10 protein-coding genes are annotated in these 13642 nt (G+C 44.1%); 1 reads left to right on the forward strand and 9 read right to left on the reverse strand.

What is annotated here, in order from left to right; translation table 11 throughout:
* Positions 1 to 67 precede the first annotated feature (67 nt).
* The 9 genes from QMG91_RS16745 to QMG91_RS16785 form a co-directional block, all read right to left on the reverse strand.
* Positions 68 to 1864, reverse strand: a complete 1797-nt coding sequence (locus QMG91_RS16745; protein ID WP_281827741.1) for a HEAT repeat domain-containing protein — start codon at positions 1862 to 1864, stop codon at positions 68 to 70.
* Positions 1865 to 1885: 21 nt separating this feature from the next.
* On the reverse strand, positions 1886 to 4279 hold the full coding sequence (locus QMG91_RS16750) for a hypothetical protein (protein ID WP_281827744.1): 2394 nt from the start codon (positions 4277 to 4279) through the stop codon (positions 1886 to 1888).
* Complete coding sequence (locus tag QMG91_RS16755) at positions 4276 to 5409, reverse strand: hypothetical protein (protein WP_281827746.1); 1134 nt, start codon at positions 5407 to 5409, stop codon at positions 4276 to 4278. The genes QMG91_RS16750 and QMG91_RS16755 overlap by 4 nt, the downstream gene beginning before the upstream one ends.
* Positions 5410 to 5483: 74 nt before the next feature.
* Positions 5484 to 7055 carry a hypothetical protein gene (locus QMG91_RS16760; RefSeq protein ID WP_281827748.1) on the reverse strand — a complete coding sequence of 524 codons (1572 nt, stop codon included), beginning with the start codon at positions 7053 to 7055 and terminating at the stop codon, positions 5484 to 5486.
* An 8-nt stretch (positions 7056 to 7063) separates the two neighbouring features.
* Positions 7064 to 7375, reverse strand: a complete 312-nt coding sequence (locus QMG91_RS16765; RefSeq protein ID WP_281827750.1) for a hypothetical protein — start codon at positions 7373 to 7375, stop codon at positions 7064 to 7066.
* Positions 7376 to 7384: 9 nt separating this feature from the next.
* Positions 7385 to 7723, reverse strand: coding sequence for a hypothetical protein (locus tag QMG91_RS16770; RefSeq protein ID WP_022551963.1), 339 nt, complete (start codon positions 7721 to 7723; stop codon positions 7385 to 7387).
* A 386-nt stretch (positions 7724 to 8109) separates the two neighbouring features.
* The gene (locus tag QMG91_RS16775; RefSeq protein WP_281827755.1) at positions 8110 to 9972 is read right to left on the reverse strand and encodes an L-tyrosine/L-tryptophan isonitrile synthase family protein; all 1863 of its coding nucleotides are present in this window, start codon (positions 9970 to 9972) and stop codon (positions 8110 to 8112) included.
* A gap of 163 nt (positions 9973 to 10135) precedes the next feature.
* The gene (locus QMG91_RS16780; RefSeq protein WP_281827757.1) at positions 10136 to 11578 is read right to left on the reverse strand and encodes an FAD-binding protein; all 1443 of its coding nucleotides are present in this window, start codon (positions 11576 to 11578) and stop codon (positions 10136 to 10138) included.
* A complete protein-coding gene (locus QMG91_RS16785) occupies positions 11575 to 12411 on the reverse strand; it encodes a TauD/TfdA dioxygenase family protein (protein WP_022613084.1) in 837 nt (278 codons plus the stop codon). The genes QMG91_RS16780 and QMG91_RS16785 overlap by 4 nt, the downstream gene beginning before the upstream one ends.
* Before the next feature lie 336 nt (positions 12412 to 12747).
* On the opposite strand from QMG91_RS16785, the gene QMG91_RS16790 reads away from it, so the two are divergent.
* A complete protein-coding gene (locus tag QMG91_RS16790; RefSeq protein WP_022551967.1) occupies positions 12748 to 13641 on the forward strand; it encodes a LysR family transcriptional regulator in 894 nt (297 codons plus the stop codon).
* Position 13642 lies beyond the last annotated feature (1 nt).

Genomic DNA, 13642 nt, shown 5'->3' on the forward strand with positions numbered 1-13642 from the left:
ACACTTTGAGCCATAAAGAAAAACAGAAGCCAAAGGCTTCTGTTTTAAAGGGAAATGCAAGTTGATGTTAAATTCTGGCTTGTTCCAGTACATTTTCTGCGTAGTTTTTGAGGCTTGTGATCCCTATAGTTGGGATATACTCCTCAAGTACATCAATCGCTTCTGGGTACTGCACTGCCATGTTCCCTAGCAAATCAACCAGTTGCTTAATCACTTGCTGGTTGGTTTCAGCAAATAGGCGCTCTTTGTATACCTGAACAAACTCAGATCTCGGCGTGGTGAAACTCAGACCTGCTGATGCGATTTCTCGAACGCGTTCATCTTCAGCTTCCAATGAACCAAGCAATACAGACTGAGCTTCTGGTGTATTAACGAATCGGAGTGAATTGACGGCCGCATGGCGCACGGATTTATTCTCATGGCTTAAGAAGGGCGTCACCTTGTCTGTTTGGTTCGGTGAACCAATGTTACCAAGCACACTCAGTGAATCAGCAATATCACTCGCGTCTGAAGCCTGACTCAATTCAAGTTCAAACTGTTCATAGAGCTTATTCGCCCTGTCTTCATCTCTGTCCAGTAAGTTATTCGCCATGCTACCCAAAACCAATTTTGCCTGGACTTGATCTTCATGTTTAAAGAGCGTTCGAGACATTGTCTGAACCGCATCAACACTTGCCTGAGTCGGCTCTTTTAGGAACGCAAGCTTTAGCATGATTGCCTGTTGCTTCGATACCGACGAAGTATTGAGTACATCCAGCAAAATTTGCTGAGCTTCAGGTGAGCCAATATTGACCAAAAGTGCACTCAGCATTTGAAAAGACGGATGGCTGGCGTTGTACATCCTCATCCACTCTTCTATCTGAGCCAGCTTTGACGAGTCCAACGCAACCCAGGCACGAAGCTCGAAGAACAACTGAGAGCGCTCTTTATTCCCATAAGACGGCGTTGCGCGCAGACGACCTTTGAAAGTATCAGGATCAGCGTTAGACAAGGTATTCTCATACATTTGAGTCTTCAACAGCGTTTTCTGATAGTGACCAGCCAACGTATCCTTAACGACTTGCCCAACCAAAGCCGTTCTGGTGTCTGCTATTTTTGACTGAAAGAGGTAGTTCAGGCTGAGAGACATGCTCTCTTTAGCCATCAAACGGTTAGCGGAGAAGGTACTTCGCTCTCTGTTAGTTTGAATCTGCTCGATTCGTTTAAAGAACCGACTGATAACCACATTCGTGGATTGATTCATACGGACTTGCGGGTTAAGCGCAATGTATTCTTTTAAGATCGTCGTATCTAACGTTGGAGAGGAACCTTCCTGCAAGCGGTAACTCACATCGTAATCTGAGGTAAAGTCGCCTTCTACAGTCTGCCAGTTCGCTTTACCGTCGTTGGTAAGTGAAACCTGAAACTGCCCTATCCACTCTTTTAATACAGGAGAGAACTCAGCAAAGTAGCGTTCCTGAAACTCTAAGCCGGATAAATGACCATCTTTACTCAGGACGCCTGTTGCAACGATGTCCTTCGGCCATACCCAATTCACTTCTTCGTTGATACTGGCTTTAAAAGTGTCTGCATCAAATGAAAACTCCAATTGATAGCCCAATGCATTTTCCTCGATAACATGGATATGCATCTTACCTTTGAAGGCATAATCCACGTTTATCGAAGAGGCAATAAGGTTGGCAGCTTCGGCATACCCCGAAGCATGACCAGATGCATCACTGGTGTACTCTAACCCGTAAGTGTATGTCTTACCGGGCTCGAAACGGATCAAGTAGTTTTGCTCCGTTCCTTTGACATACCCAATCAAAATCAAAGCAACAACCGCTGCCATTGCAGCCAAGTACAGCGTTACCTTTTTTGTCATTCTTTACCAACCTAACTGTTTTTAGTGTAAGAAACCGTGCAGGCTTCTTAGCACATTTGCGTTATCAATTTTTTCTTGCTCAGTGACCGAAGTCGATGAGGTGCCACTAAGCGAACTTACAGGCACGGAATCACTGAAGCTCTCAGCTCCCATGTGCCAGTCGGCGGAGTTTCGAGCCATCACACCCTGAGCACGTGATTGCGCCGAGTTGTGATCAATTGTCGCCGCAAGCCAGGATTCATACTGCTCCAGGTTTTGCTTAGCCGATTGATTACTCAACTGAAACTCTGCTCGTTTTTGAGGAAGTAAGGTAACAGATGCACTTTCAAGTTCCTCTTTTAACTTCGCAAACGTATTTTGAATTCGAACCTGAGTCTTAGAGCTATAGTCATTCAGAGCAACGTGTCTTTGATACAGGTTCACTTTGCCTTTTAACGCATCCGCTTCACGTCGGTCGGTCTGGTCTATCAGAGAACCATTCATCTGAACACCATGATAGCCATAAACCAATTGCCAGTTCATGATCGGTTTCGACCATGCATAACCAGAGTAGCTATAAAGGTTTTTGGACTTTCTCTTACTTCGGATACATGGATACGGAATTTTTATAAATCCAATTTTCTTTTTACAGATCTTGATCCAAGGATACTCAACATACGCGCTGATACCACCGCTCATGGCTCTCAGCAGTACGTCAGAAGTCAGACCGAGTTTGAGGTAAGGTTCACCAGACTGAGCAAAGAACACTCCCGCTTTACCACGAAGTGGAGCAGACAAATTCAATACGTCAATGTTACCTCTTACACCTGCTGACAGGACTTTTTTGATGCCTACTGCCCCTTCACCAAATGCACCTGCTTTCGCCATTGGCTGAAGCTCTGCATACACTTGAGTCATATATAGACCCCAGCTTAGACGCGCATTTGAGCTCGCATACACCCCAACAGAGACATAAACCGGAATAGGACCTATCGCAAATTGCTGAGTGTAATCATAAGAGTAGCTGTATCCATCACCACCACCCAGAAGCTCTATGCTGTCTTTAATGATGCCTTCGTTTTTCAGCCAGTGACGCTTATAAAGCTGGTGTCCCAATACCTGAATATCGACATTGCCTTCCAGCTTCTGAGGACCTACCTCGGCTTGCGCATAAGCCCCGATAGCATTGTTCTCTTTGTTGAAGATGTAAACATCTGCTCGACCCACAGCGATCGCCCATTGAACTTCTTCTGAACCGCGAATTTCGTAATACGCAGACGCTTTAGTACCAGCAATGCTTCGCTTGCCAAGGTCAAAGCCCGTCCAGTCTTTACGCTTCTTAAGCACCAAATCTTCTCGAGTTGGCGGTTCAAAAGATTCATTAAAGCTGATGGTCGGCACATCTGGAATATCCCAGTTAGCCGGAATGGCGAGACCCAAATCTTCGATGGTTTGCTTGATGAACTCAGGAGACGGCATGGTTAACTTTATCTTTAACCCATCCAGTTCTAAGAATTCTGAACCCCACTCCATTGCTTTAACCAATGGAGACCAAGTCAGAATGCTATCGATAGCTGGCAAGTCAAAACCCATTCCAGCCAATGCACTGTTGATCTTATCTTCAATGTAAGAGATCACAGCCTGAGCAGTATTGCCTCCACTTCCGCCGCCGACCATTTGGATCAAGCGATCAACATCAACCTCTGTCACACCGTTCACGGTTTTCATTGGCAGATTCATGGCTTCGTAAACGCTGTAGCCAAGTGCACACAAGATCTTATTGGTGTTGTTTGCAGCTCGAATGTACTGATCGAATTTCGCTAAATCACCAGATTTCAGTCGATATGGTTCATCAAGGAATTCTTTTAACTTCTCGTCAGCATGGTCCGCGATATGTCCATTAACCTTTTCCACCAGCCTATCGACGTTTATTTGCGGGCAGCTTCCAGGATCAATGGCATCCAAACGACGCATTAACTCTTTGCGAGCATAAAGCTCTAACGCATCCAACAAGCGCTTCTGTAGCAATTCCGGATCGTTAAATAGCTCGTAGATATCTACGGGCAACTGTTCAAAGGATTCATCACGCATACTATACCCGTATGGCGTGATCTGCGCTTCCAGCTGGTTTGCTAACCCAATGTACTCGTTGATCTCAATACGCTCGGGCTGAGTTTCCGAAGTTACATGAAGCAGCAGGTAAGTCTTACCAGATTGAACATCCAGCTCCAGATCGTCATTCGGATCTTTGTTTGCCAACTCTCGAATTTCACTATCCGTAAACGGGACAAACTCTTTTGGCGTTCTGTCTCCAAGTACAAGTTTGATGATTTCTTCCCCTGCTGATGCTCCTGCGTTTTGTGCAAACACAGAAGGCACATTAAAGAAAGTGAATAGAGCAAAGAGACAAAGCAGTTTCTTCAATGTAGACATCATTGTGTCACCTCCGAGAAAGGTGCTTGAGGAACACGAGATAACTGAGCATGCAGATAACGTTGCTGATCAAGCGTCATTTTTTGAATAGCGGTACGATCCAACCCAATCAAACTTTTCAGTAATGCGCAGTTATATTTCTGGTGGTTTGCCGAAATTTTGCATTGCGGCGCATACGTTGACAGTGTTCTCCGATACACATCATAAAGGGTAATGTATGCCCTTCTTTGAGCCACACTCAGAGCACGTTTTGCATCGTTGTACTTTCTGTCCATAAAATTCAGACTCGGCTGCTTCAAGGAGGCTTCTAACGGACTGCTTATGATTCGAGCTCTGTCTTTTTGGTAAGTGGCTTCAAAGGTTTTGAAGTGAGCATCTGCAAGGAACCAGTCCCGGCGTGCTCGTGATGTGACAAACGACGCCGCTTTAGATGCATCATCAACAGGTTTGGACACCAGTGACTCAACCGCAAAGAGTTGCTTTAAGTTCTCTAACGACTGAGTTAATTCAGGGTATTGGAGCCTTGAAAGATTGATGATCGACGCCAGTACGTCACTGGTTAGCAACAGGGCACTCTCTAAACGAGACATCTGCTCAACTGTGAATGTTTTGCTGATATCGTCAAATGCACCATAAGTTGTGGTGACATTTGTATTCAAAGCAGGAATTGTTGCGCTGAACTCCTGGATGTAATCCGTCGGATATTGAGGTATGTCATTCAGCACCGCCATGCCTCGGATAGCCTGCTTGCGGATATGAGAAGATTCATCAATTGCTGTGTAGAGTTCATTGAGTAGCAGAGACATTTCACTTTTAAATGCACCTGCATCCGATTTAGCTAAGGTTTGATGATCACTTAAACGACGCCTTAAGTCGTTCATTTTATTCATCCAGACATTATGTTCGGCATACCATTTCGATACTTTGTCTGATACACCGTTTTGCCCTAAGTAATGCTCATCTCTTGCCAGTCTGTACTGACCTAATGATTGTAATATTTGATCAATTCGATAATTGATTTGATTGAGAGACTTTTGCTGGTTGTCCAACTGTTCAGAGGTCACGTTCGCTGCGATTGCATTTCCCTGAAATAGCGCCAATAGCAAAGCCGCTCCAACTAGCCTAACTTTCATGTTATACCCAGTAGAAGTAAATATAAGAGAATAAAAAAGCCACTTAAGTGAATTAACTTAAGTGGCTTGTTTGATTAGAGTTCAGCTAACTTAGCTTGAAGTGCTTTAAGCTTCTCTCGCTCGATACTGCTGGCGTTTCTTGCCACCGATAACGTGTGCTCAATAACATTCACAAGCGCCAGAACTTTTCGGCTATTTGTCGTTTTCATGCTTTCAATGATAGGACGCAGATCTGAACTATTGGTATCAGAATAGGATATATCGCCAGTTAACTGCGCTAGAGAGACTAAGAATTCCCAATGCGCGTAGTGGACAGTCTCGTATTTCTTATACCCAAACTCATCGTAGAGATAATCCAAGTCAAAATTGAATAAGTTCTCGATACCGCCAACGCCAGTTTGTTGCGCCAACTGATCTAACTTCTCAAAATTAGGCTTTGAGTTTACTGGGTCATGTAAGGACGTCTCCATGACCAGTGTCCATTCCATACTTGGGTCATCAAACTCTGAAGGAATATAACCCGAAGTGAAGAAATCAGACACAAATACCGTCGTCGCAATCGTGTCCCATATGGTTGTCATTTCTTGCGTAATCTGATGTTTCATGTCATTGCTTGAACGAAGTAAATTGTCCAGAGACTGTCTTTCCACAATCAAAGAATTCGCTTCAGCAACAAGAACGTCAGCCAGTCTTTCTAGCTCAGTGATGTATTCCGTTCCACCTGTAATATCCAGGTTCACACGCCAGTACGGTTCACTCAGGTCTTGACTGTTAACAACAGCAAACCTGACTGGGCTAGTGCCACATCGTTTCAAGAAGAGATCCAACGCTTTAGGCTCAAATCCTCCGATACCGGACTCAGATGCGACGCCAATTTTTGATAGATTGGAATCTTTATAGTGGAGCGGTACGTTGACTGAAGGCACGGTGGCATTATCCACACAGCTCAATTCATAATACGCAGATGGCAAAACTTCAGATTTGAAGCTTCCTGACCACGTAGACGTCACTCGTGTAGGTATCGGAGTCAAATTCGTCACTTCTGCCGGTATGAAGGTCGTAATGTCACCAACTCTGATTGGTACTAAGCCAAGGTTTTTAGAGATTCGGTTCTTCTTAACAATCTCTTTCAGTTCACCCCGGTAGTCTGCTCTCGGGACTTTGTACGTAAGATCAGCCTGAACAGGTGTCACCGTTAAGTTGTTGCTTACACAGGTTTCAATATTCCCTGCCACACTACAGTGAGAGCCACGGTGATAATATGCAGATTTATCAAACTGGTATGGTCCACTTTCACAGCTGATAACGTTAGCAAACTTGCCCGTACTAGTGTTAAACGCTTCATATACTGCTGCGCAATTTTGAAGCTTCTTACTTACCGAAAATTCGGGATTATTCTGCCTGACACTTAAGTCACCCGCTAAATCTAAGCTTTCCGGATACAGGACTACCGAAGTCTGGCTCGGCGACAAGGTTTTACGTTTGGTGGGTAACGTGTGCCCATTTACCCAATCTTCCAAGCTACAAGACCACTGAGCATGAGCTGGATATTCATTGGATTTAAGCGTACAGGTACTAGCAGCGCTGGTGAGTGAAACACCAGACAACACGGCACCTACGGTTAGGTATAAGTTAGATAGTTTCATAGAGCTGATCATCCCTTAATCATTTGATAACTCTGAACAACAGGACTGCCCTGCTCACACGCTTCAGATATATGAAATTTCACTTTGGTTTGCGTAAACATTGCAGACGCTAATACCGAAATAGTTTGCTGTTCAGAGGTAGAAACCAGTACCTGATTGCCTGCGCAGTCGCTTTCAATATTGAGTGCATTCGGTAATACAATTTCGCAATACTCGCTGTCCATAGCGCACTGTATATTGCTGATTTCACTGACATGAGTACCAGCGGCATTCACTCCCACGGAAAACAAAGCAAGACTGAGAAGAGTTTTGAGTCTCATACTCCCCCCTTACTTAACGCTTTTGCGCGCAAGTACATTGAAAGAAGCCAGTTCAGGCAGGGCGTTATAACAAGCGTTGGAAAGTTCGATCTCAACCTGATGGTTAGTCATCATGGCAGATGAAAGCAGCGCTACAGCTAGCTTTCCTTGCTCGCTATCAGATTCCCATGTGATTTGGTTGGCAGTACATTCAGCCGGACCCACCTGTTCTAAATTCAAGGTCAAAGAACAACGGTTAGTTGCCTGATCGCACCCCAGGCTTTGAATGGATGCTGGTGGAAGACTCTGAGCCATCGCGGCTGTTCCAAATAAGGACAACCCCAACGCGATAAATAACTTATGTTTCATTTCTAAACCTATGTACGTTGTTAATGAATTTCCATGAACGTCGAATTTGAGCCAGTGCTTAAAACCATCTGCCGAGCTTCTTTCGAAGTGTTCACGGATTTTTTAATAGGTAGGTACTGGCTAATTAAATGACATGCCAGTCAATATGCATATCAATCAATGTCTTATGCTAACTTATAATTCTTGGTCGATATATGGACACCAAACAGTGATTCATAGGATTCTGATGCATATCACTATTTTGAATATTCTCTTTTAGGCTTATAAATATCTTGTCTGTCATACAGACGTCGGAAATTAAATAAAGATAAATATTTGGTTATCACAGTGTTTAAAAATGAAAAAAGCCAGCGTTGCGCTGGCTTGCGTATTCAGACCTTTTAACCCTAACTGGCTCGGTTAAACTCAGCCATATTATGTGGCTGCCAAGGAGAGTTGACCGACTTCGGCTGAAGCTGCATTCGCCACAATTCGCGTTTTCCGATGAAGGGTTCCGCTCCCATCAGTGTTGAATGATTATTTACCAGTAACAGGTCGCCTTCTTGAATTTGATGTCGGGTTTGCAATCGTTCATCACCACATATCTGGTTCATACGATTTTCCAAAGGGGTTACCTGATCGTATGTTGGCGAAGCGACAATCTCTGCATTGATGGAAAAGAGAATTTCTGACTGAGCATGCTCCCCTTCACTTTGAGCCCAACGCACAACATCTTGTTTGCTCCATGGGCATTGAGTAACCAATGGGTAAACCATAGATTCCGGCTCTGGATGTTGGGTCTGTGGGGAATAACAAAGCGAGGTATTTCGAAGGGCTTCCCGCTCAAGACCGTGAACGCTGATCGCAGCAAGAGCAGCATCCACTGAAATGATGGCACCAACCCCATCGTGTTGTTGGTTTGAGTGACAACGGCAATACAAGATGAATTCGTCTGGAGTGTAATCTTCGTAACGGTATTTATCCTGATTCACTCCCATGTATGAAGGCGGGCACATCAAATTCCAGTGAAGCGGCAACGCAGCGTGCTCAGTATGTTGAGATGCCATAATTTGAACCTGTCCAAATTGCCAGGGAATGGCAGAGCCTCGCTCACAGTACCAGTTTTCCATTTCGGTAGGTTCACTGAATTCGTTGAACCCGCGCAACGTGACTGTGCCAAACTCTTTCATCAGGTGGCGTAGCTCTTTTTGATTGAGCGCACTCACAGGCAAGTCGGCTGTATTGCTTTCAAGGACTAAACCGGACTTTTCATGGTAAAGCGTGGCAGAAAACTGCTTGAGCTGATGAGCCATTTCCTCTGTTCTGGCAGTTAACTTCAGGTAACACCACGCTCTCTCTTGATGCATCACAGGAATGACCACCCCGCGACTGTTCAAATGTTTTTCTCGCGAATCAACCACGAACTTTCCTGTTGTCGAGTCAAACATCACGGTGCTGTGCCAGGGCGTTTTAAACTGCTTTTCTTCGAAAAGAAACAAGGAGTATTTTTTGCCTACCATTGGGTGTTCATGAATGCTCAAGCGTATGCAATCACCGAAATGCGCTTGCAGAAAACTATCCAGTGCTTTGCCTTGAACCATCATGCCTTTCGCTATTTCAGCCAAACGCTGACGACGAGATTTGTACGAGTATTTAGACAAAACATGCTTCTGGTCTTGGTTCATAAATTTCTTCAATCCCAGATAGGTGTTGTTCATTTTGTTGTTACGCAGTTTGAGTTCAGCAAAATTCTGCTCGTAGCTAGGGTCGCCAAATTTATCTTTCAGTCCTCTGAAATACTGGTCGTCTGTCAGCCCGTCAAAAGCTTCAAAATGCTCGAAATTGACGATCTTTAGATAGTCACTGCAATTCATGCTTTCGACCATCTTTCTTAACTCATCCGAGTATTCGTAATGATGCTCAAGGTCGACAGAGATGTAATCTGAAAACGTATGGTAATCAGAGAAGATGTAAAAAGTGACGCCAGGTTTATACACTGCTTGAATGTCGCGGATGGCTTTCACGAATTTTCGCAGTACTAAGTACTCCCCCATATCCGGTTTGTGCCCTAAAACTTTGTCCAGGTTGTTGGTTTTACACGGGAAAGCAGGAAGAAGCAGTTTTATCTGACCGTCATTCGCAACATAATCGCGTATCTGCTGTTTAAGCTTAACCAACCCCTGAAAGCTGGCATCGGTTTGTGCAAGTAATTGGTTGAGCAAAATAAAGGATATATTTTCCACGCATTGCTCACGTTGAATATCTAGCATAACTAACCCTTAAAATATATTTAAGACTTAAATTTGATGAGAATTTAATTTCAGATATATTCAACATTCAATAAATAACATGATAATAATTGGAATCTTTCTATTATTTACCAGTCATTAATTTAGATATGAATATATTTAGCTAATGGTTATTATTGAATAGTCAGATTGACAATTGTTCTAATAATATTTCGACGTTTTCTAATGGCGTTATAGATTCAATGTAACCATCCGGGCGAATAAGTATCGCATTACCTTGATAATGCGCGTCTCTAGCCCAAAATCTTCCATTGCCTTTTTGATTATGAATCGCTAAGACTTGAACCCAGGCAGGGATATTTTTTAGCTGCTCGTCGCTCTGCCCTATCAAGAGCAGGGTGAATTTGGTGTAGTCCAGCAGGCTGTACAACCGTGTTTTGCTCTCTCCATCAAAGACTTCAAAATCAAAGACACGTGAACCCTCGATCCCAGACTCCCCGTATCGAATTCCCATCCCGGTAATATTACCAGCACGCTTTTCGACAATTTTTACGTAGTCCTGCGCATGAGTTCCGGTGTCTGAGTATTTGGTGGAACGTACTAACTCCCCAGAACTGTCAATCACACTGCGAGCTACGGGCTGGCGTTCAATTTCGTAGCTTTTTAAGAGCTCTTCAGAAGTATGATGGTTAAGCACCATGTTAAGCTTCCACATTAGATTGAATGCATCCGCTAATCCGGTATTCAGCCCCTGTCCCCCATTGACCGAGTGAATGTGACTGGCATCGCCTGCCAGGAATACTCGCTCATTCACAATGAACTTCTCTGCTACCGATTCTTTCACCGTGAATTGCGAAAACCAGACAACTTCTTGAAAACTCAGCGTATGCGGTGACATCGCCCGGTTAATCTTGGCAATGGCTTCTTCCATAGTGAAGTCTTTGGTATCCATGCGAATATAGAATCGGTCAATGTCACCTTCTCTCGGGATCCAGGCTACATCCGACGTTTCAGCCTGAAATACGATAATCTCAGGTACTTTTGGAAAGTCTGTTTCCAGAACGCCGTCGATCACCGCCCAAATAATCTGTGGGCGCACAATTTCGAACGGCACTTTAAAGTGATTACGCACAAAGGATTGTGAACCATCGGCTCCAATCACATAACGAGACCGGATAGTTTCACCATTGGTGAGTGTGGTCAGGCAGCCATCTTCGTCTGTTTTGATGTTTTCAATCGACGTAGAGCGCATGACCTCTTGCTTCATTGCTGTCAGATTTTTATCTAAAAGCTGTTCCACAAAAGACTGCCCAAGCATTAAAAAATGCTTGTGAAAGCACCCTTCCAATTCTTCCCACCAAGAGGACTGGCGAGATACAAACTCACCATTCGCCCACACTGAACTGGTGTTACATGGCTTGCCTAATGGATACAGATCATCAAACAAGTTTACGATTTCCAGAAGTTGTAGCGTACGGGCATTCAATGCATCTGCACGGCCAACTTGAAGCGGCGCGTCAGACTTATCAACCACCACTGAGCTGAGCCCGCACTGCTGCGCCAGATAGTGACACATGAGCCCCACAGGTCCTGCGCCAACGATCATTATGTCAGTCTGTTTAGTCATTGATACGACTCCAGGCTTGGGTTATCAAACGGGGGATTGCTCAGTACCTGCACACGTCGAATGTGGCGTGGCGATTGAGAAATAAAGGCTTCACGACCATGCAGCAAGTTAAAATTATCGGTAATCACAATGTCACCGGTTTGCCATTCATGAGCATAGAAGTTTTGAGGATCGTAAAGGGTTTCTCGAAGAGTCTGATGGAAGTACTCGACTTCCTCTTGAGTAATACCAGTAAATTGGGTATCAGGCGGATTAAGGAGATCGCCTCTCTCTTCAAAATGCGGTTCGTTGTAGCGGATAACTAGGTGGTCTTGCAGCGGGTGTTTGGTAATGATCGGGGAAACGGTTCGGCTGTTGTAAAACTCCATTTTTCGTTCGTAATTACCGATGACTTTCTTCCAAAACTCGACGTGTTCTTCCGGTGCATTTTCAAGTGCCATAATGGTGTTCGTGAACGTTGTTCTGCCACCTTGTCCGGGCTTAGGTGCCTGCACACACTGAAAGATTTGATATTCAGGCACCTGTGGTCGATACATACCATCCCAGTGAAGCGGCATGTAACTGCTGTCAAAAATATGGTCGCCAGGATCATCTTTCTGAATCAAATCCAGCACTTTCCCGAATGGCCAGATGCTGATTTCCCCCCATCCTTCACAATAATCCGCAAAATCATCGGACTCTTCGAAGGTTTCAAAGCCTCTTAATAATACCAGTTGCCTTTGTTTGAACAAATCACGCATTTTTTCAATATTCAGATCTTTTACACTGGTATTTTTGCTTATGGGTTCAACGATGACACCAAATGGTTCGAGAGGAGTTATTTTGTAATTCATAATTATTTACCTTTGTAGGGTTCGGTTATCCATTTATTTATCTATGGAAAGTACCATTGGGAATTAATTACTAAATCCTAATTTACAGCGTGAAAATATTTACAAGAATTTTGATTTTGGATCGTTGACATTGCATGACATATATATAAGGAACAGAGAATAAGGAAGTAAGATCTCATTAATTAAAAATTCAATCTCTCCTTCGTCGATATTATTTATTTTTTTGAAACCAAAGGCGCTTCTCTATATCCAAATATCGTAATCATTATTTTCATAAATGTGGGTTTTGACTAGATAACAAAATAAGAACCAAAAGTTACCGATAAAGGAACAATCATGTTGAATGAATTAAAACGTATAGCGATATTCAACAAAGTCGTGGAGTGTGGCTCTTTTACGATGGCAGGCGAATCCCTCGGCTTAGCGAAATCCAAGGTCAGTGAGCAGATAACGTCTTTAGAGTCGACATTAAATGTCCGCTTATTGCATCGCACCACGCGCAAAATCAACCTCACTACCGAAGGCATTACATTTTATCAATACAGCAGCGGGCTGCTAAAAGTTGCGGAGGAGGCTTTTAGTTCAATTAATCACTTAGCTTCTGAAGTGTGTGGCACCATTCGAATTGGTACGACGATAGACGTTGGCTCTTTCGTGCTCACGCCCCTGCTTTCAAAGTTTTCGGAGCAATACCCCAACGTAGTGTTTGATATTCAGCTGGACGATGGTGTGCAAGATCCTGTGGAAGCCAATCTGGACATCGTACTCCGGATAGGCGAACTCACCGCTTCTTCATTAGTCGGCAGAGTGTTGGCTCCATTTGAGCTGGGTGTGTATGCCAGCCAGGATTATCTCAGCAAAGCGCCGCCGATTCGCCAATTGCAGGACATTGAAAAACACAATTGGGTCTGCCTGACCCGCTCGAATCTGCCTAATGACATACTTCCACTCACTAATGGTTCTGGCGACATTCACCGGGTTAAAACCCACCCCAAACACATCTGTAATGCCCCACTGGGATCGATGTCGATGGTGCAGCAGGGTATGGGAATAGGTCTGATTGCTAACTTCCTGGTCGAGGAAGTGAACGACCCAACGCTGGTGCGGCTGTTTCCGGACTTTTATCAAAAAGGTCCGACAATGAATATTCTGTATCCGAGCCGTAAAAATCTGGCTCCCAGAGTCAGGCTATTCATCGATTATCTGATCGAAAAAATACAGCCTCAATAAC

The sequence above is a fragment of the Vibrio nigripulchritudo genome (assembly GCF_027924785.1).
Taxonomy (GTDB): domain Bacteria; phylum Pseudomonadota; class Gammaproteobacteria; order Enterobacterales; family Vibrionaceae; genus Vibrio; species Vibrio nigripulchritudo.